This window comes from Streptomyces sp. NPDC107538 (assembly GCF_055657445.1).
Map to the genome: position 1 here is coordinate 14772 of NZ_JBVKAY010000013.1, position 17339 is coordinate 32110.

Consider the following 17339-nt stretch of genomic DNA (forward strand, 5'->3'; position numbering starts at 1 on the left):
CCACAGCCCGCCCCGCCCATCACCGCCGCCGGACGGCCCCTCCCCGCCTACTTCGCCGTCACCGAGTCGCCGTACGCCGTCGCCCCGCTCGTCGTGGAGGTCGAGGCGGCCTTCCAGCGCCAGGTCCCCGAGGCGTTGGCGGTGACGGTGGTGCGGAGCTTGCCGCCCGCGTCGGTCTTGACCGTCTTGACCGTGGTGTACGTCGAGCTGCCGGACCGCTTGAACTGGAGCGCGACCGAACGGCCGGCGTGCGGGGTGTAGGTGTTGGTGTTCCAGTCGGCCCGGGTCAGCGTGCCCGTCACGGTGAGCTTGGCGCCCTTGGCGACGGGCTCGGGGCCGGCCTGGGTGGTGGCGAGCTTGGCGAGGCGCTTCACCTGGATCTTGGCGCTGGTCTCCAGGTCGTAGAAGTCGCGGTCCTTGGCGGCGGCCTCGGCGGTGAAGCGCCAGGTGCCGGCCGAGCTGTTCCTGAGGTCGTAGTAGTCGGTGCGGTCGGCGTCCAGGGTGAACTTGAACACGCACCTCATGGTGGTGGAGGAGGGTCTGGTGCAGTCGGCGGTGCGGGCGTGGATGATCCGGTCGTCGGAGCTGACGAGCTTGGCCCCGAGGATGCCGTTGATGCCCGACCCGTCCTTCGCCGTGGCGGTGACGCTGACCGTCTGGGCCTTGCTGACGCCCACGTTGAAGGTCTTCTTGTTGAAGTTCACCGAGGTGAAGACCGTGTCGCCCTTCGCCGTGTCCGCGTGAGCGGCGGCGGGGACGAGCAGCGAGAGCAGCACCGAGGTGCCGAGGGTGGCGGCGACGGCCGTACGGGTACGCATGGTTCTCCTGGCACAAGAGCTACGGCACCTCGGGCGCGCCATGCGTCGGGGGGGGCGCGTATGTGCACATGAGGTGCTGGGGAGCCGGACGTCTGTCCGATCCAGAAGGAGACCAACGGCGGACCCCGTTGGTTGTACACATCCGGATGTTGATATTCCGCTACGCCTGTCGGGCCGGTCCACTACGCCTGTCGGGCCGTCGCCCCCGCGCCCAGGGCGCCGCGCTGGGGGGTGATGCCCGCCGGAACCGCGCGTTGCCTGGCCGGGGTGCCGGTCCAGCAGGTGCCTCGGCGGGAGAGGAGGCGGCGGAGCCAGAGTTCGAGGGCGACGAGGTCGGCGAGGCCGTCCAGGGGGAGGGGTTCGCCCTCGGCGGCGGCGCGGAGGGCCTTGCGGACGACGCGGGCCTCGACCAGGCCCGCCTGGGCCAGGAGGGGGGTGTCGAAGAGGGTGATGAGGGTGTCGGCGGCGACGCGCAGGCCGGTGCGGGCGGCGGCGTGGGAGCCGGCGTGGGAGGGGGCGCCCCAGCCGTGCGGGAGGTCGGTGACACCGGCGCCCTCCAGGACCGTACGGAGGATCGCGGCGCGGGCGCCCGGCTGGACGCGCAGGGCCTCGGGGAGGGCGCGGCAGGCGCGGACGACCTGGTTGTCGAGGAAGGGGGTGTGCAGGCGTTGGGAGCGGATCTCCGCCGCCTGTTCGAGGACGCGGAGGTCGGCTGCGTGGCGGGCCAGGGCCGCGCGGGCGCGGAAGTCGCCGGGGCGCTGGCCGGGGCCGACGGTGGAGCGGCCGGTCGTCGCGCCCAGGCGAATCGATACTTCTGCCAGCGCCTCGCCGGTCAGCCAGCGGGCGGCGGGGCCCGGTCTGGCCCAGGTCAGGGCGGCGAGCGAGGCGCCGACCGCGCCGCCGGGCTCCTCGAAGCGGCGCTCCATCAGGCGGGCGGCGAGGACCTCGACGCCGGCGTGGTACGGGGTGCGGGCCAGCTTGCGCGCGGCGCCGTACACGCGCGCGGGGACCAGCACCGAGCCGTCGGCCTTGGCGAGGGCGGCGACCGGGCGGACCAGATGGCGGCGCTTGCGGTCCATGAGGAGGTCGGCGAGCCGGGCCGGGTGGGCGTCCAGGACCTGGCGGGCGCCGTACCCGGTGAAGTGGTCCGCGCTGCCGGAGGCCAGGCGGGCGCGGTGGCGGGCGGCGGACACCAGGGAGGGGCCCGGCTCGTCGGTGAGCGGGACGTCTAGGTCGGCGTACGGGAGGACCTCCTCGCCACCGGTCACGACGACGTGGTGCAGGCGGGGGTTGGCGGCGAGGGTGCCCGCGCGCTCCAGTTCGGTCTCGCGGCCGGAGGTCGCCGGGTCGTCGAAGGTGGCCAGGTCGTTGAAGGTGACGGCGAGGAGGCGCTCGCCGGCGCCCGTGCCGTGGCCGAGGACGGTGCCGGGGGCGCCGGGGAGGCCGGCGGCGAGCAGGGCCAGGGTGCCGGAGGCAGGGCCGCCGGAGACATCGGCGCCGATACCGGGGACGGGCATGCCCCGGGCGGCGCGGCGCTCGGCGGGGCCCATGCCGGGGACCGGGCCGGGGTCGACGTCGGGCACGTGCCGGGGAGCGGCGAGGCGGACCCGTACGGACTCCACGAGGGCGTCGCGGACGGCGTCCACCGCGCTGGCCGGGTCGGCGGAGGGGGCCGCGACGGCGAGGGAGGCGACCGGCTCGTAACCTGCGATCTCTCGCGCCCCGGCGCGCAGGATCAGTGCGTGCCCCGGAGGAATGCGGCGCACGCCGTCGTACGGCGTGGAGTCGTGGAGGGCGTCCGGTACGTCGGGGGCGGCCAGCAGGGCGGCCAGATGCCCGAAGTCGAGGTTGGCCTCGATCAGGTCGGCCAGCGGCAGAGCGGCGGTCGCGTACGCCGTGCCGCCCGCCCAGGGGGTGTGGAAGACCGGGCGGGCGCCCGCGAGGTCGCCGCAGACCGTCACCCGGCGGCCGACCTGGACGACGGCGGTGTAGCTGCCGGGCCAGGCGGTGAGATGGCGCAGGGCGCCGCCCCGGGCGGCGAACAGGCCCACGCGCAGCTGCTCGTCGGAGGCGCCGCAGATGCCGAGGACGGCGATACGGGTCTGGGCGTCGGCCTGGACGACCCGCACCTCGTCGGGGCGCCAGTCGCCGACCGCCCACAGCGGGTCGGGGTCGCCCCACAGGAGATGGGAGCCGACCGGATGCACGGTCTCGCCGTCGAGTCCGGTGGCGCCGGCGGAGCCGAAGACGGGCGCGCCAGCGGCGGTACTGCTCCATCCCACCAACCACCGCATCGACGCCTCCACAGGCTGTGGACAACCGCTGCACCGTACGAACGGTCCCCATGCTGCCACGAAGGAGGCTTGCTGGAGGGCGCGCGGCATGGCTTGCACACCGGTGAATGCGCCCCTGAGGAGCCTTCAGTGCTCCCCCGTCACACCCCCAAGTCGCCCTGGACAAGGGGTGGTCGACAAAGGCGGACCCCGGGTCTACGACGTGAATGCGCCCCCGGTACGCTCCCCCAAAACACCTAACGCGCCCTCAACAGACGTGGTCGGAGCGGTATTCACCCTCGACGACCACCGTCGATTTTCGGCCAAATCGGCCGTGAAGGGCGAAGTTGGCGCGCCCTCCGTACCACCCCCGATGACGACACAGCGTCAACGCACAGTCCGGGAGGCGGAGTTCGCCTCCCGGACCGGTCCGCCGCCCGCGGGGATGTAGGCGGCGGTGTCCCCCAGCCCACTGGATCCAGTACAGCGGGCCGACCCACGCACGACCATGGAACCGCTCCCCCGGTGGCCGGAGAAGAGCGCACGGACAGGCGCACGGCCACACAACGGGAGCACGTGACAACACTCCGTACTGCGTCCGCACTTTCGTACGATGCACAATCCCGCCATCCGGATTTGGGCCCCTTAACGCTTGGGATGCGGCGAACTACGCTGGGTTTACGAATGCCGCGTGCCTATGCCGCCGCGGCAGCCGTCTGTTCGAGGGGTGGCGCAATGTCCAGGGAGCAACGCGGGCCGAACGAAAAGCTCGGCGCCGTTCTCGCCCTCGCGGGAATCAGCAACGCAGGACTCGCGCGTCGCGTCAACGACCTTGGCGCCCAGCGGGGACTGACACTTCGCTACGACAAGACGTCGGTGGCGCGCTGGGTGTCGAAGGGCATGGTGCCGCAGGGCGCCGCGCCCCACCTCATCGCGGCCGCGATCGGCCAGAAGCTCGGCCGCCCGGTGCCGCTCCACGAGATCGGCCTGGCGGACGCGGATCCCGCCCCCGAAGTGGGCCTCGCCTTCCCCCGTGACGTCGGCCAGGCCGTACGCGCGGCCACGGAGCTGTACCGCCTCGACCTCGCCGGCCGCCGCGCCGGCTCCGGTGGCATCTGGCAGTCCCTCGCCGGATCGTTCGCGGTGAGCGCCTACGCCACACCCGCCTCACGCTGGCTCATAACCCCGGCCGACAGTTCGGTGGCGCGCGAGGCGGGCTCCGCGGAGGGCTCCGGGTCGCCGCTGAAGGTCGGCCACAGCGATGTGCAGAAGTTGCGGGAGGCCGCCGAGGACGCCAGGCGCTGGGACTCCAAGTACGGAGGCGGCGACTGGCGTTCGTCGATGGTGCCGGAGTGCCTGCGGGTCGAGGCGGCGCCGCTGCTGCTCGGCTCCTACTCCGACGAAGTGGGCCGCGCGCTGTTCGGAGCGTCCGCGGAACTCACCCGCCTCGCCGGCTGGATGGCCTTTGACACGGGTCAACAGGAGGCCGCGCAGCGGTACTACATCCAGGCGCTGCGGCTCGCGCGCGCGGCGGCCGATGTGCCGCTGGGCGGGTATGTGCTCGCCACGATGTCCCTGCAGGCGACCTACCGGGGGTTCGGCGACGAGGGCGTCGACCTCGCGCAGGCCGCGCTCGAACGCAACCGGGGGCTGGCCACCGCGCGCACGATGAGCTTCTTCCGGCTCGTCGAGGCGAGGGCGCACGCGCGCGCGGGCGACGCGGTGGCCGCGGGGGCGGCCCTCAAGGCCGCCGAGGGGTGGCTGGAGCGGGCCCGGGACGGCGACCACGACCCGACCTGGCTCGGGTTCTACGGCTACGACCGGTTCGCCGCGGACGCCGCCGAGTGCTATCGCGACCTCAAGGCGCCGCGTCAGGTGCGCCGCTTCACGGAGCAGGCGCTGTCGCGGCCGACGGAGGAGTTCGTACGCTCGCACGGGCTGCGGCTCGTCGTGTCGGCGGTCGCGGAGCTGGAGTCCGGCAATCTCGATGCGGCGTGCGAGCAGGGGGTGCGGGCGGTGGAGGTTGCGGGGCGCATCTCTTCGGCGCGCACCACCGAGTATGTGAAGGATCTGTTGCATCGGCTGGAGCCGTATGGGGATGAGCCGCGGGTCATTGAGCTGCGGGAGCGGGCGCGGCCGTTGTTGATGACGCCGGCGTAGGTTTTGGGCGCCTGCTCGTCTGCGGGGTTCGTGCCTCGTTGGCGAGTGCGGGTGCGTGGGGGTTCCTCGCGCAGTTCCCCGCGCCCCTTTCAGGGGCGCGGTCCTGCGTGACCGGGGTCATGGAGACTCCTTCCGGGTTTGAGGGCATTGTCAGTGGTGCAGTGCACTATCGGAGTCGGGAGGTGGGGCGCGTGCGGAGGCAGGGCGCGTACGACTGCGATGTGCTCGTGGTCGGCGGCGGGATCGTCGGGCTGTCGACGGCGTATGCGATCACGCGGGCCGCGCCGGGCACGCGGGTCACCGTGCTGGAGAAGGAGCCGGGGCCGGCCCGGCACCAGACCGGGCGGAACAGCGGCGTCATCCACAGCGGGATCTACTACCGGCCGGGATCGCTGAAGGCGCGGTACGCGGTCAAGGGCGCCGCCGAGATGGTCAAGTTCTGCGCCGAGTACGGCATCGACCACGCCGTCACCGGGAAGCTGATCGTCGCCACCGAGCGGTCCGAGCTGCCCCGGCTGCACGCACTCGTGCAGCGCGGGCGGGAGAACGGCATTCCGGTGCGGGAGCTGGGCGCCGCGCAGATCTCCGAGTACGAGCCGGAGGTGCGCGGGCTCGCGGCCATACATGTCGGCACCACCGGGATCTGCGACTTCGTGGGCGTCGCCCGGCAGCTCGCGCGCGCCTCCGGTGCCGAGATCCGGTACGGCGCCCAGGTCGAGCGGATCGACCGGCGGGCCTCGCTGGGGGTCGCCGTCCGCATCCGGGGCGGGGACGTCGTACGGGGGCGGGTGCTGGTGAACTGCGCCGGGCTGCACTGCGACGAGGTGGCCCGGATGACCGGGGACGACCCCGGGATGCGGATCGTGCCGTTCCGGGGGGAGTACTACGAGCTGGCGCGGCCCGAGCTGGTCCGTGGACTCGTGTATCCGGTGCCCGATCCGGCGTTTCCGTTCCTCGGGGTGCATCTGACCCGGGGGATCGACGGCGGTGTGCACATCGGGCCCAACGCGGTGCCGGCGCTGGCCCGCGAGGGGTACGGGTGGGGGACCGTGCGGATGCGGGAGCTGGGGGCGACGCTGGCGTGGCCCGGGTCCTGGCGGATAGCGCGGCGGCACTGGCGGTACGGGGCGGGGGAGCTTCGGCGGTCCCTGTCGAAGAGGGCGTTCACCGGGGCGGTGCGGCGGTTGTTGCCGGCGGTCTCGGAGGGGGATCTTGTGCGGGCGGCGGCGGGGGTGCGGGCGCAGGCGGTCTTGCGGGACGGGACGCTGGTGGACGACTTCCTGATCCGGGAGGGGGCGCGGGCCGTGCATGTCCTGAACGCGCCTTCGCCCGCGGCCACGGCTTCGCTGCCGATCGGGCGGGAGGTGGGGAGGCGGGCGTTGGGGGTTTTGGGTCGGGTGTGAGGGGTGAGGTGTGCGGGGTGAGGGGTGAGGTGTGCGCTGTCTGCCGCCCGGCTCGGGTGTGAGGGGTGCGCCCCCCGCGGGACGTAAAATTGGGGGCACTGTGTCTGACTCCGCCAATACCCACGAGCCCCGCACCTCCGGTGCCCCCCTTCGGCACACCCGGGAGAAGGGTGAGCCTCGGTTCCCGGATGGGCCGAAGGCCGATCCTGCCGGGTCGCATTTTGAGCGGCGGATCAGGAGTTTTCAGCCGCGCAGGAGCCGGGTGACGGCCGGGCAGGCGGACGCCTTGCAGCGGCTGTGGCCCAAGTGGGGGCTGGACATCGACGGGCGGGCGCTGGACCTCGTCGAGCTGTTCGGAAACGAGAAACCCGTCGTGCTGGAGATCGGGTTCGGGATGGGCGAGGCGACCGCACGGATGGCCGCCGATGACCCGGAGACCAATGTGCTCGCCGTGGACGTGCACACGCCGGGCCAGGGGAACCTGCTGAACCTCGCCGACCGGGACGGGCTGTCCAACGTGCGGGTCGCCAACGGCGACGCGATCATCCTGCTGCGGGAGATGCTCCCGCCCGCGTCGTTGGCCGGGCTGCGGGTCTACTTCCCCGACCCCTGGCCGAAGAAGCGGCACCACAAGCGGCGGCTGATCCAGGAGGAGTTCCTCACGCTCGTCGCGTCCCGGCTCCGGGCGGGGGCGATCGTGCACTGTGCCACGGACTGGGAGCCGTACGCCGAGCAGATGCTCGAAGTGCTCACCGCGCACCCGGAGTTCGAGAACACCCGGGCCGACGGCGGGTTCGCGCCACGTCCCGGCTTCCGGCCGCTGACCCGTTTCGAGGGGCAGGGACTGGACAAGGGTCATGTGGTGAACGATCTGCTCTTCCGCCGCGTACAGCAGCCTGAACCCTAGGGTCTGTCGACAGGCCCGAGACCGGCGGCGGCCGAGCCGACGGGTGCCGCCGGGTGCCGCCAGGTGCGGTTCCGGGAGGTACCGGCAGGTGCGGTCCGGCTGGTCGTACCACCGCGCCGTCGCGGGCGGCGCCCCTTCCTCGTTAGGGTCGATGTAATGGCCACCAGTCCCCCCTACCCGATGCATCCCAGCGGCCCCGCCGGTGGGTATGTGTTCAGGCCCACGCGCTGGTGGCAGCGGAAGAGCGTCCGGTACGCGGCGCTGATAGGACTGCTCGGGGTCTCGGGGCTCGTCATCCTCGCGCTCGTCCGGGAGCAGACCGGCACCGAGGGGTTCCTCGTCGGGCTGGGGCTCGCGGTGCTGCCCGTGCCGCTGCTGATGGCCGCGTTCCGGTGGCTGGACCGGGTGGAGCCCGGGCCCTGGAAGAACCTGGTGTTCGCGTTCGCCTGGGGGGCGTGCGCGGCGGCGCTGATAGCCATCGTGGCGAACAGTTTCGCGACGCGGTGGATAGCCACGGCTACGGCCGATCCCACGCATGCCGACACGCTGGGCGCCACCGTCATAGCGCCCGTGGTGGAGGAGAGTGCCAAGGCCGCGGCCGTCCTGCTGGTTTTTCTGTTCCGGCGGCGGGACTTCACCGGGATCGTGGACGGGGTGGTGATCGCGGGGTTCACCGCGACCGGGTTCGCGTTCACCGAGAACATTCTGTATCTGGGCACCGCGTTCGGGACGGATCAGCTCAGTGGGGGGAGCGGGCTGGCTTCGGTCACCGCCGCGACGTTCTTCGTGCGGGTGATCATGTCGCCGTTCGCGCATCCCCTGTTCACCGTGCTCACCGGGATCGGGTTCGGGGTGGCGGCGTTCTCGGCGGAGTGGCAGCGGGGGCGGCGGGTGCTTCTGCCGGTGGTGGGGCTGTTGCTCGCGATGGGGATGCACGCGGTGTGGAACGGGTCGGCGACGTTCGGGGAGTACGGGTTCTTCGCGGTGTACGCGGCGTTCATGGTGCCGGCGTTCGGGTTGCTGACGTGGTTGGTGATCTGGGCTCGGCAGCGGGAGTTGCGGACCGTGCGGGAGGAGTTGCCGGCGTATGCGGGGGCGGGGTGGCTGACGCCGGGTGAGCCGTTTGTGCTGGGGTCGATGCGGGCTCGGCGGGTGGCTCGGGAGTATGCGGGGCATCACTTCGGGAAGGCGGGGGCGCGGGCGGTCGCGGAGTATGAGGTGTACGCGACGCGGCTGGCGTTTCTTCGGCGGCGGGGGCGGCGGGGGCGGGCCGGGGGTGACTTCGCTTTGCGGGAGCGGGAGTTGCTGTTCGAGTTGTGGCGGCGGCGGGGGGTGGCTCGGCCGGCGATGGGGTATGCGGGGCGGGAGGTCGGGCCTGGGGGGTGGGCCGGGTATGGGTACGGGTACGGCGGTGGGGGGTGGTACGGGCCGGGGTATGCGCAGCCGGTCGGCTATCCCGGGTACAACCCGTATCGGTCCTAGGGGCGGTGGGGGGTGGGCTTGGGCGCCTGGGGTTCGGTGGGTGGGGCGAGGGCGCGGGCGCCTGAGGTGCGGTGGGTGGAGCGCGGGCGCCTGGGGTTCGTCGGTTCGTCGTGGGGGCTTGGGCGCCTGGGGTTCGGTGGGTGGGTCGGGGGCGCGCCGGGGGGTGTCCGTCCTCGGAACGGCGCGGAATCGGCGCGGAGGCTGCCCGGTGCCGCCTTTCGGGCGGGCGGTGGGCACGACTGCTCCCTGCCGCCCCGACCTGCCTGTCCGGATTGGTGATCGCGCCTACGCGCGGATCAGTATTTCCTGGCCATTGCATGTGTAGCTGGAGCTGGTACCCACACACGCTTTCAGATACATGCTGTAGCCCTCCGCGCGATTCCCGGTGTTCCACGGGGTCGTGTAAGGCGATGAGTGTCCGAAGGTCGACACGCTGCGCTCCGTGTGCGACGTGCCGTCGAGTTCGTCGTACCAGTAGGTGCGGCCCAGGATGCCGTACCCGTCGGCCGTGTCGTCATGGGCCCGCAGCGCGTCTCCAGGAGTGCCGAAGCTGTCCGGGTCCGCGTTCCAGTTCACGTATCCCGCGTACCTGTCGTTGGCGTAGAGGTGGATCGTCGCCGACTTGCCGCCGTCGTAGTGGGTCACCGAGTACCTGAACCCGGGAACCGCGCTGGCGGTGCCCGCGCCGGAGCTCAGGGATACGCCGGTCATCACGGTGGCGGCCGCCAGCAGGGTGGAGATCCGCCTTCTCGTCTTGGTCATCAGAGCCCTCCGCAGAAATGATGAAGTCACAGGGACGATGCCAGGCCGTCGCCCAGATGTCGTTGGCTGTCTGTCCACGCTTCTTTGGCTGTGTGTCCACAACAGCCTTGCCGCGGAGGTACGCGGGCTCAGACAGGAAACGCGACGGGCTCTCGCGCTGGATCGTCGAGGTCGGCGCAGCCGATCTGCCTCATCTGCACGCCTTCGCCCAGGGCCCGGGCCGAGACCGCTGACGCAGTGATCGCCGCTCTCACACTTCCGTACAGCAACGGCCCCACCGCGGGTGTCGACACCAAGAGCGAACGGATCGCGCGCCAGATGCACGGACAAGCACAGGCTTCACCCTGCTCCGGCACCGCATCCTCCTCGGATCATGGCACGCTCCGTCACCACCGAATGCGGGACAGGGCCTTCGCTACCACCGATCACGGGACAGAGCCGCTCGCTTTACAGACCCCGGGTCGGCGAAGTGGTCACGTGAGGTCTGGATGGCTTCCTCCTTGTCGACCCGAAGTGGATCTTCGAATCCCGGCTGGATGGCAGGTTAGGGACGGTTGTTCGGGAGGCCGACCGGTCTGAGCCTGTCCTGCGTGTGGTCTCCGGCAGTCGGTTGGCGGGGACCATTCGTGATCCGGGGCTCGGGCTCCGAGGCAAGGGTCATCGGAAGTTCACGGGGCCGATTGGTCCGTGTGCTGTGGGTTGCGGCCGTCGGATGCCCCGCAGTACGCGCTGGGTGGCCTCGGCTTCGCGGCCGATCCGCTTACCGGTCTGCGACCGGTGACACGCTGGACGCGGCGACCGGCGCGTTTCTGCAGACCGGAACGCCGCCCCCGGCCGAGCCGGAGACGAAGGCGGGGCCGGTGCGGCGGGTGATCGCGGTCGACGGCAAGGTGGTACGCGGTTCGCGGAACAAGACCGCCACGGCGATTCAGCTGCCGGCGGCGAGGGACCACCGCGGCGTGGTCCTGGCCCAGCGACAGGCCGCCTCCAAGAGCGACGAGATCCCCTCCTTCGCACCCCTGCTGGACGGACTGGATCTACAGAGCTCGGTGGTGACTGCCGACGCCCTGCACACCCAGCATGATCAGGGGGCCTGTCTGATCGGCCACGGCGCTCACTGCGTGGCTGTCGTGAAGAAGAACCATCCCGGTTTGTACGCCCAGGTCAGGAAGCTGCCCTGGCATGACGTCCCGCTCGGGCACCGCACACGCGACCACGCCCACCACCCCACCGGGAAGCTGTCCATCGAGCGCGTCCACCTGATCACCAGCCCGAGCGTCTTCGACGCCACCTGCACTGAACTCGCCACCTGGATCAGAGGCCACCGGGGCATCGAGAGACTACCTCAGGCCACCATCTCGGAATCGATGCCCGGGGAACTCAAGCTCATGGTTTGGCTCATGGCCGGATGTGGGCTGCGAATCGGTGAGACCACGGCCATCACCCTTGGGCAGTTCGGCTTGAGCGCCGGAATGAGCGCTGTGGACCGTCAGCTTGCGAACGACGGAGAGAACACCCCGGCGAGGGATGGACCTCTGCGGCTCAGAACGCGACCAAGGGCAAGGGACGTTCCATGCAGGTGCGGAAGATCAAGTGGCGGGAGGACGGGGAAGCCCGGATGGTGCCTCTGCCCGATGCGGGGGCCGAGCACGTCGATCCGCACTCTCTGAGGCACTACTTCGCCAGTGCCGCTCTCGCGGGCGGAATGCCCGTCGATTCCGGAACGTCATGGACGCTGCACTTGCGGGCGGGCTCACGGTCGAGATCGACGGTGAAGGAACCGAGTCGGGTGATGACTCGGGGGACGTGGCGGCCGAAGCGTGCTGACTTCGGGCTGACGGCGTCGGCCGCGGCCTTGATGCTGGCCGCCGTCAGGCCCTTGTACTCGGGGTGCTGGCTCACCTTGGTCGCGATGACCACGTCGGCGCGGTTGCCGCGCGCCTTCGCCCACTTGCCGATGATCCGCTCGGAGCCGTGTAGGCGTCGAGGACGGCGAAAAGGAGGAGTAGTCATGTCGGTCGTCAACCTGGGCATCGGATGCCTGCGTTCCGGTCCTGCGTGAACGGTGCGTGAAACCGGCGGGCGGGAGCGGCTGTACGACGACAGCGACGCCGCGTGGCCTCCGGGAGGCCACGCGGCGTCGTTGTCGTCGTACTGGGGGGTTACGGAGTGAGGCCCTTGCTGCGGAGCCACGCCGCCGGGTCGATGCCGCCGGCCGAGCCCGCCGCGTGGACCTCCATGTGGAGGTGGGCGCCGGTGACGTTGCCGGTGGCGCCGACGCGGCCGATGACGTCGCCGGTGGCGACCTTCTGGCCGACGCTGACGCCGATGGAGGACTGGTGGGCGTACCAGATCTCGGTGCCGTCATCGAGGGTGAGGACGGTCTTGTAGCCGTAGGAGCCCTCGTAGCCGGCCTGGGTGATCGTGCCGCTGCCGACGGCCTTGATCAGGGTGCCGGTGGGGGCCGCGAAGTCGAGGCCGGTGTGGTAGCCGGAGGACCAGTAGGGGCCGGCCTGGCCGAAGGTGGAGGTGAGGGTGTACGAGGAGGTGGGAAGCGTGAACTGCTTGGCGAGGGAGGCGAGGCGCTCGGCCTCCTTCTTCGCCGCGGCCTCCTCGGCCGCCTTCTTCTTGGCGGCGGCCTCCTTGGCCTCCGCCTCCTTCTTCTCCTGGGCGGCCTGCTCGGCGGCCTTGTCCGCGGCGGCGGTCTGGGCGGCCTCGGCGGACGCCTTGTCGAAGGCGTCCTGCTGGGACTCGGCCTGGGCCATGATGCGGGCGCGCAGCGCCTCGCCGGCGTCGGCGGTGCCCTGCTCGGTCTCGGCGGTGGTCAGGCCGGCGTTGCTGAGCGGGGACCTGGAGGCCTCGGGCTCCGGCTGGTCGGCCTCGTCCTCGTCCTCGAAGACCGATCCGACGTTCGGCATGTCGGGCATCGAGATGGAGACCGGGGCCTTGCCGGACTGCGCGCTGGCCATCCCGGCGCCGCTGACGGCGGCTATGACACCGACGCCGAGGACCGTGGAACTGCGGGCGAGACCGTTGCGGGCGAGTACGCCGGTCTTCTTGGCGACGCGGTGCCGACCGCGAACGGGGCGAAGGGAATCCTCGCTGGGGTTCCACTCCTGCCAGGGGCCCTCGTTGTCGCTGTTGTAGCTGCCGTAGCCGAACGTCTGGCTCTCGCCGTCGCGTTGGGTCGGCACGAACGGGGCTTCGGTCGCGGACCGGTTCGACGCCACGTGGGCGTACTCCTTCCTTCCTCCTCGCCTACCGGGTTAGCTGACGGGTTCGGAGCAGGAAGGTCTCCTACGCGCGTAAACCGGACGTGCGTACTGCCACGGCGGTTTCCGTGCGATTCACCCCAGGGTGGTGGTTCCCCGGTTCCCTTGCGGGATTCGGCGCGTGAGCACGGAGCCGTCTCTTGTGACGGCTGGGACGACCGCGCTGCGTTATCGAACGTTAATAGACGCGAGTACTCCATTCCAAGCTGTTCCGAATGATCGTTCCGGCTTTCGCGCTGGACTTTACGGGTCATGGGGGGCGGAAAACGGGCGAGTTGGCGCTGACCCACGAGTAACAATTGTCCTGACGGTACGTCAGTTGTTATACGCAGGACGGTCGGACGAACACGGTCGGTGACATCGGCCGTGAGAGATGCGTGAGATGTGAGAGAGACGTGTGCGACGTCAGGGGCGGCGGATCGCCAGGAGGGCCATGTCGTCCGTCATGCGGTCGCCCGTGTGCCGGCGCACTTCGTCCGCGAGGGTCGTCAACAGGGCGCCGGGGGCGGAGAAGGTGCGCCCGGACAGGCGCGCGGCCGGGTCGTAGAAGACCCCGCGCGCGTCCCGCGCCTCGGAGAGGCCGTCGGTGTAGCAGAGCAGCGTGGCGCCGGGCGGAAAGCCGGTCTCCTCCGCGCGGTCGGGCCAGCTGCCCAGGTCCGCCATGCCCAGCGGCAGCGCGGGCCGCGGGGCGTCCAGGGTGCACAGGGTGCCGTCGGCGTGCAGCAACAGGGGCGACGGATGGCCCCGGTTGACGATCCGGACGCGGCCGGCGCCGTGCGGGAACTCCGCCAGTACGGCCGTCACGAACCCCTCGCGCTCCACCGCCGCGTCCCGGCGCGCGGCCTCCCGCCGGGTGCCCTCGCGGGCCAGCGCCCGCTCCAGCCGCTGGGCGACCGCTTCGAGCGTGGACTCCTGCTCGGCCGCCTCCCGGAACGCGCCGATCAGCACCGCCACCGCCGACACCGCCCCCAGCCCCTTGCCGCGCACATCGCCGACGATCAGCCGTACCCCGTGCGGCGAGTCCTGCACCGCGTACAGATCGCCCCCGATCGACGCCCCGGCCTGCGCCGCCTCGTACCGCGCGGCGATCTCCAGCCCGCCGATCCGCTCCTGCGGCACCGGCAGTACGGCCCGCTGCGCCGCCTCCGCGATCTCCCGGGCGGTGGCCAGCCGGGCGTCGCTGCGGCGGACGAGACGGTTGATCAGTACGGCCAGTACGGCGACGGTGGCCACCGTCGCGATCTCGGTGATCGCGTCCTCGTGGCCCGCGTCGTCGTGGAAGAGCCGTACGGCGGTGATGCCGGCCACCGACACCGCGCCGGTGATCACCGTCCCGTGCAGCGAGAACAGCGGGGCCGCCACCAGGGGCGCGGCCGTGAAGAAGGGGACCGCCGTGAACTCGCTCGGGGTGAAGTGGTCGTAGAAGAGGCCGATCGCGATCAGGAGGGCGGGGACGGCGCGGACGAGCGTGCGTGCGTACGAGAACCGCCGCCCGCCCGGCTCCCTCGCACCGTCCGCTCCCGCTCGCTGCCCCACGGATACAGGGTTTCCGGGGGCGACGAGCGGGGCGAGCCGACGGGGCCGAGTGGGCTAGTCGGAGGGGAGAGCCGGTGGGGAGGAGCGGTGAGGACCGGCGGGGAGGGCCGGGTGGGGAGGGCGCCTCAGCCCGCCGTCACCGTGAGGCCCGTCAGCTCCGGCAGCGGCAGGGTGTGCTGGGTCTGGAGGACCTTCGCGCGGAGGTAGCGGACGTTGTGGGCGGTGGTGAAGACGCCCGTGGGGACGCGGTGGCGGACGCCGACGCCCAGGTCGCGGAGCTGCTGCGCCTTGTCCGGGTTGTTGGAGAGCAGGTCCAGCTCGTCGATGCCGAGGGCGCCCAGCATCTGGGCCGCCGCCGTGTAGTCGCGGGCGTCCTCCGGCAGGCCGAGCGCCGCGTTCGCCTCGTAGGTGTCGAGGCCCTGGTCCTGGAGGGCGTACGCGTCGAGCTTGTTGTAGAGGCCGATACCCCGGCCCTCCTGGCGGAGGTAGAGGAGGACACCACCCTGGTCGGCAATCCGCTCCACCGCCTCGCGCAGCTGCGGGCCGCAGTCGCAGCGGGCCGAGCCGAAGACATCGCCGGTCAGGCACTCGGAGTGCAGCCGGACCAGCGGGGCCGTGCCGGGGGCGGGGTCGCCGAGGACGATCGCCAGGTGCTCCTGGTCGTCGACGAGGCCGTGGAAGGTGACCAGCTCGGCGTCGACGCCGTAACCGTCCTGGAAACGCAGCGGTACCCGGACGCGGGCACGCGGGGTGGCAGCGGGAAATTCGGGCATGCGGGATCTCCGGTCCTGGTGCGGGCGTCGCTGTGCTTCAGTTTTGAAGCACAGCGCTCGCAGCGACTCTAACCCGTGCTTCAAATTTCAAGCAACCGAATTGGAGCGACCTCACATTCCCGCAACACGGGAGAACTTCTGTCGGCTCCTGTCGCCCTACTGGCCGGACTGGCTCGACGTGCACGCCCGGCGGCGCCACGGGAGGTCGTCGGAGGCGGCGGCCGCCTGCGGGTCCCCGCCCTGGATCGCCCCCGCGATGGCCGCGCAGATCTCCTCGAACTGGCCGATCTGCTCAGGGCTGAGATGGTCGAAGACGGCCTTGCGGACCGTCTCGACATGGCCCGGCGCCGTGCGCTCCAGCAGGGCCATCCCCTCGTCGGTGAGCACGGCGACACTGCCCCGCTTGTCCCACTGGCAGTCCTCGCGCCGCACCACGCCGTCCTTCTCCAGCCGGGTCACGGCGTACGTCAGCCGACTGCGCGTGATCTTCAGATGCTCGGCGAGATCGGTCATCCGCATCCGGCGGTCCGGCGCCTCGGAGAGGGCGGACAGCACGGAGTAGTAGAGGTGCGGCAGACCGGCCTCCTGCTGGAGCTGCCGGTCGAGCGCGTCCTCGAGGAGCGAGCTCGCGGCCACGTAGGCACGCCAGGCACGCTGTTCCTCGGGGGTGAGCCAGCGGGTCGTCATACGTACAGTGTAGTTATTGTTTAAAACTTGAACCAACATCAGGGAGCGCGTCCATGCCCCAGCCCTACGTCCTGTTGTCCGCCGCCGTCTCCCTCGACGGCTTCCTGGACGACACCGGGCCCGAACGGCTGCTGCTCTCCGGCCCGGCCGACTTCGACCGGGTCGACGAGGTGCGCGCGGCGAGCGACGCCATCCTGATCGGCGCCGGCACCCTGCGCACCGACAACCCCCGGCTGCTGGTCAACTCCCCCGAGCGGCGCGCGGCCCGGGTCGCCGCCGGGCTCCCCGAGTACCCGCTGAAGGTCACCGTCAGCGGGTCCGGCGAACTCGACCCGGCGGCCGCGTTCTGGCACACCGGCGGCGAGAAGGTCGTGTACACGACGGACAAGGGCGCGGAACGGCTGGAGCGGCTGCGCGAGGCGGGCCTGCCGACCGGGCCGAACGGCGTGGACGTCGTCTCCGTCGGCCCCGACCTGGAGTGGCGAGCCGTCCTCGACCACCTCGGAGACGTACGCGGTGTCCGCCGCCTCATGGTGGAAGGCGGCGGCCGCGTCCACACCCAGCTCCTCCAGCAGGGGCTCGCGGACGAGGTGCAGCTGGCCGTCGCCCCGATCTTCGTGGGCGAGGCCGACGCGCCACGGCTGTTCGGGGCGGGCGCCTACCCCGGGGGGCCGAAGAGCCGGCTGCGGCTGCTGGAGACCCGGCCCGTCGGCGACGTCGTCCTCATCCGGTACGCCCCCAGCGTCCCCGGCACCGGGTCGGCCACCTCCCCCGCCGACCGGCACTGGCTGGCCCTGGCCTGCGAACTGGCCGCCGAGTGCCCGCCCTCCCGGACCGCGTTCAGCGTGGGCGCGGTCGTGGTCGCGGCCGACGGTACGGAACTGGCCCGCGGCCACTCCCGCGAGGGCGACGACCCCGTGGTCCACGCCGAGGAGGCCGCCCTCGCCAAGATCGACCCCACCGACCCGCGCCTCTCCTCCGCCACGGTCTACAGCAGCCTGGAACCGTGCGCCCGCCGCGCCTCCCGCCCCGCCCCCTGCGCCCGGCTCGTCCTCGACGCGGGCATCCGCCGCGTCGTCACGGCCTGGCGCGAGCCGGACACGTTCGTGGCGGACGCGGCGGCGGGGAACGCGGTGCTGGTGGCGGAGGGGGCGGTGGTCGTGGTGGTGCCGGGGTGCGAGGGGGCGGCGAAGGCGCCCAACAAGCATCTGGTGGGTTGAGCAAATCAACCCGTGTGCGTCGGGTCCCGCGGATGGCGTACACTGG

The 17339-nt window shown here is 71.7% G+C and carries 13 protein-coding genes, 2 pseudogenes and 1 riboswitch; of the genes and pseudogenes, 7 read left to right on the top strand and 8 right to left on the bottom strand.

The features are described 5' to 3' along the window. Positions 1 to 47 precede the first annotated feature (47 nt). Positions 48 to 818, bottom strand: a complete 771-nt coding sequence (locus ACZ7MG_RS33635; RefSeq protein WP_471382908.1) for a calcium-binding protein — start codon at positions 816 to 818, stop codon at positions 48 to 50. A gap of 182 nt (positions 819 to 1000) precedes the next feature. Then, positions 1001 to 3112: an asparagine synthase-related protein gene (locus ACZ7MG_RS33640; protein WP_471382907.1), complete on the bottom strand. Its 2112-nt coding sequence runs from the start codon at positions 3110 to 3112 to the stop codon at positions 1001 to 1003. A gap of 714 nt (positions 3113 to 3826) precedes the next feature. Here ACZ7MG_RS33640 and ACZ7MG_RS33645 point away from each other — a divergent pair. The 4 genes from ACZ7MG_RS33645 (at position 3827) to ACZ7MG_RS33660 (ending at position 9043) form a co-directional block, all read left to right on the top strand. Continuing rightward, positions 3827 to 5251: an MFS transporter gene (locus tag ACZ7MG_RS33645; RefSeq protein WP_471382905.1), complete on the top strand. Its 1425-nt coding sequence runs from the start codon at positions 3827 to 3829 to the stop codon at positions 5249 to 5251. A gap of 191 nt (positions 5252 to 5442) precedes the next feature. Then, positions 5443 to 6654, top strand: coding sequence for an L-2-hydroxyglutarate oxidase (gene lhgO, locus ACZ7MG_RS33650; RefSeq protein ID WP_471382903.1), 1212 nt, complete (start codon positions 5443 to 5445; stop codon positions 6652 to 6654). 100 nt (positions 6655 to 6754) lie between these two features. After that, positions 6755 to 7561, top strand: coding sequence for a tRNA (guanosine(46)-N7)-methyltransferase TrmB (gene trmB, locus ACZ7MG_RS33655; protein WP_471382901.1), 807 nt, complete (start codon positions 6755 to 6757; stop codon positions 7559 to 7561). Between the two features lie 156 nt (positions 7562 to 7717). Next, positions 7718 to 9043 (top strand): PrsW family intramembrane metalloprotease, encoded by a 1326-nt coding sequence (locus tag ACZ7MG_RS33660; protein WP_471382899.1) that lies wholly within the window; start codon positions 7718 to 7720, stop codon positions 9041 to 9043. Positions 9044 to 9328: 285 nt separating this feature from the next. Here the strand turns inward: ACZ7MG_RS33660 and ACZ7MG_RS33665 are convergent, their stop codons facing one another. Further along, positions 9329 to 9805 (bottom strand): hypothetical protein, encoded by a 477-nt coding sequence (locus tag ACZ7MG_RS33665; protein ID WP_471382897.1) that lies wholly within the window; start codon positions 9803 to 9805, stop codon positions 9329 to 9331. A gap of 143 nt (positions 9806 to 9948) precedes the next feature. Between ACZ7MG_RS33665 and ACZ7MG_RS33670 the strand changes: the two are divergent. After that, positions 9949 to 10176, top strand: a pseudogene (locus ACZ7MG_RS33670) (ISL3 family transposase); the annotation flags it as partial. Positions 10177 to 10674: 498 nt separating this feature from the next. Further along, positions 10675 to 11475, top strand: a complete 801-nt coding sequence (locus ACZ7MG_RS33675; protein ID WP_471382895.1) for an ISAs1 family transposase — start codon at positions 10675 to 10677, stop codon at positions 11473 to 11475. Positions 11476 to 11644: 169 nt separating this feature from the next. Here ACZ7MG_RS33675 and ACZ7MG_RS33680 read toward each other — a convergent pair. The 5 genes and pseudogenes from ACZ7MG_RS33680 to ACZ7MG_RS33700 form a co-directional block, all read right to left on the bottom strand. After that, positions 11645 to 11776: pseudogene (locus ACZ7MG_RS33680) on the bottom strand (aldo/keto reductase); the annotation flags it as partial. 191 nt (positions 11777 to 11967) lie between these two features. Next, positions 11968 to 13035: a M23 family metallopeptidase gene (locus tag ACZ7MG_RS33685; protein ID WP_471382893.1), complete on the bottom strand. Its 1068-nt coding sequence runs from the start codon at positions 13033 to 13035 to the stop codon at positions 11968 to 11970. 10 nt (positions 13036 to 13045) lie between these two features. Further along, a riboswitch (cyclic di-AMP (ydaO/yuaA leader) is annotated at positions 13046 to 13207 on the bottom strand. Positions 13208 to 13482: 275 nt separating this feature from the next. Then, entirely contained in the window at positions 13483 to 14613 is a 1131-nt protein-coding gene (locus ACZ7MG_RS33690; RefSeq protein ID WP_471382891.1) for a PP2C family protein-serine/threonine phosphatase, read from the bottom strand. A 125-nt stretch (positions 14614 to 14738) separates the two neighbouring features. Further along, complete coding sequence (locus ACZ7MG_RS33695; protein WP_471382889.1) at positions 14739 to 15386, bottom strand: GTP cyclohydrolase II; 648 nt, start codon at positions 15384 to 15386, stop codon at positions 14739 to 14741. A 156-nt stretch (positions 15387 to 15542) separates the two neighbouring features. Next, complete coding sequence (locus tag ACZ7MG_RS33700; protein WP_471382887.1) at positions 15543 to 16073, bottom strand: MarR family winged helix-turn-helix transcriptional regulator; 531 nt, start codon at positions 16071 to 16073, stop codon at positions 15543 to 15545. Positions 16074 to 16126: 53 nt separating this feature from the next. Here ACZ7MG_RS33700 and ACZ7MG_RS33705 point away from each other — a divergent pair, with 53 nt between their 5' ends. Further along, positions 16127 to 17293 (top strand): dihydrofolate reductase family protein, encoded by a 1167-nt coding sequence (locus ACZ7MG_RS33705; protein WP_471382885.1) that lies wholly within the window; start codon positions 16127 to 16129, stop codon positions 17291 to 17293. The last annotated feature ends 46 nt before the right edge of the window (positions 17294 to 17339 follow it).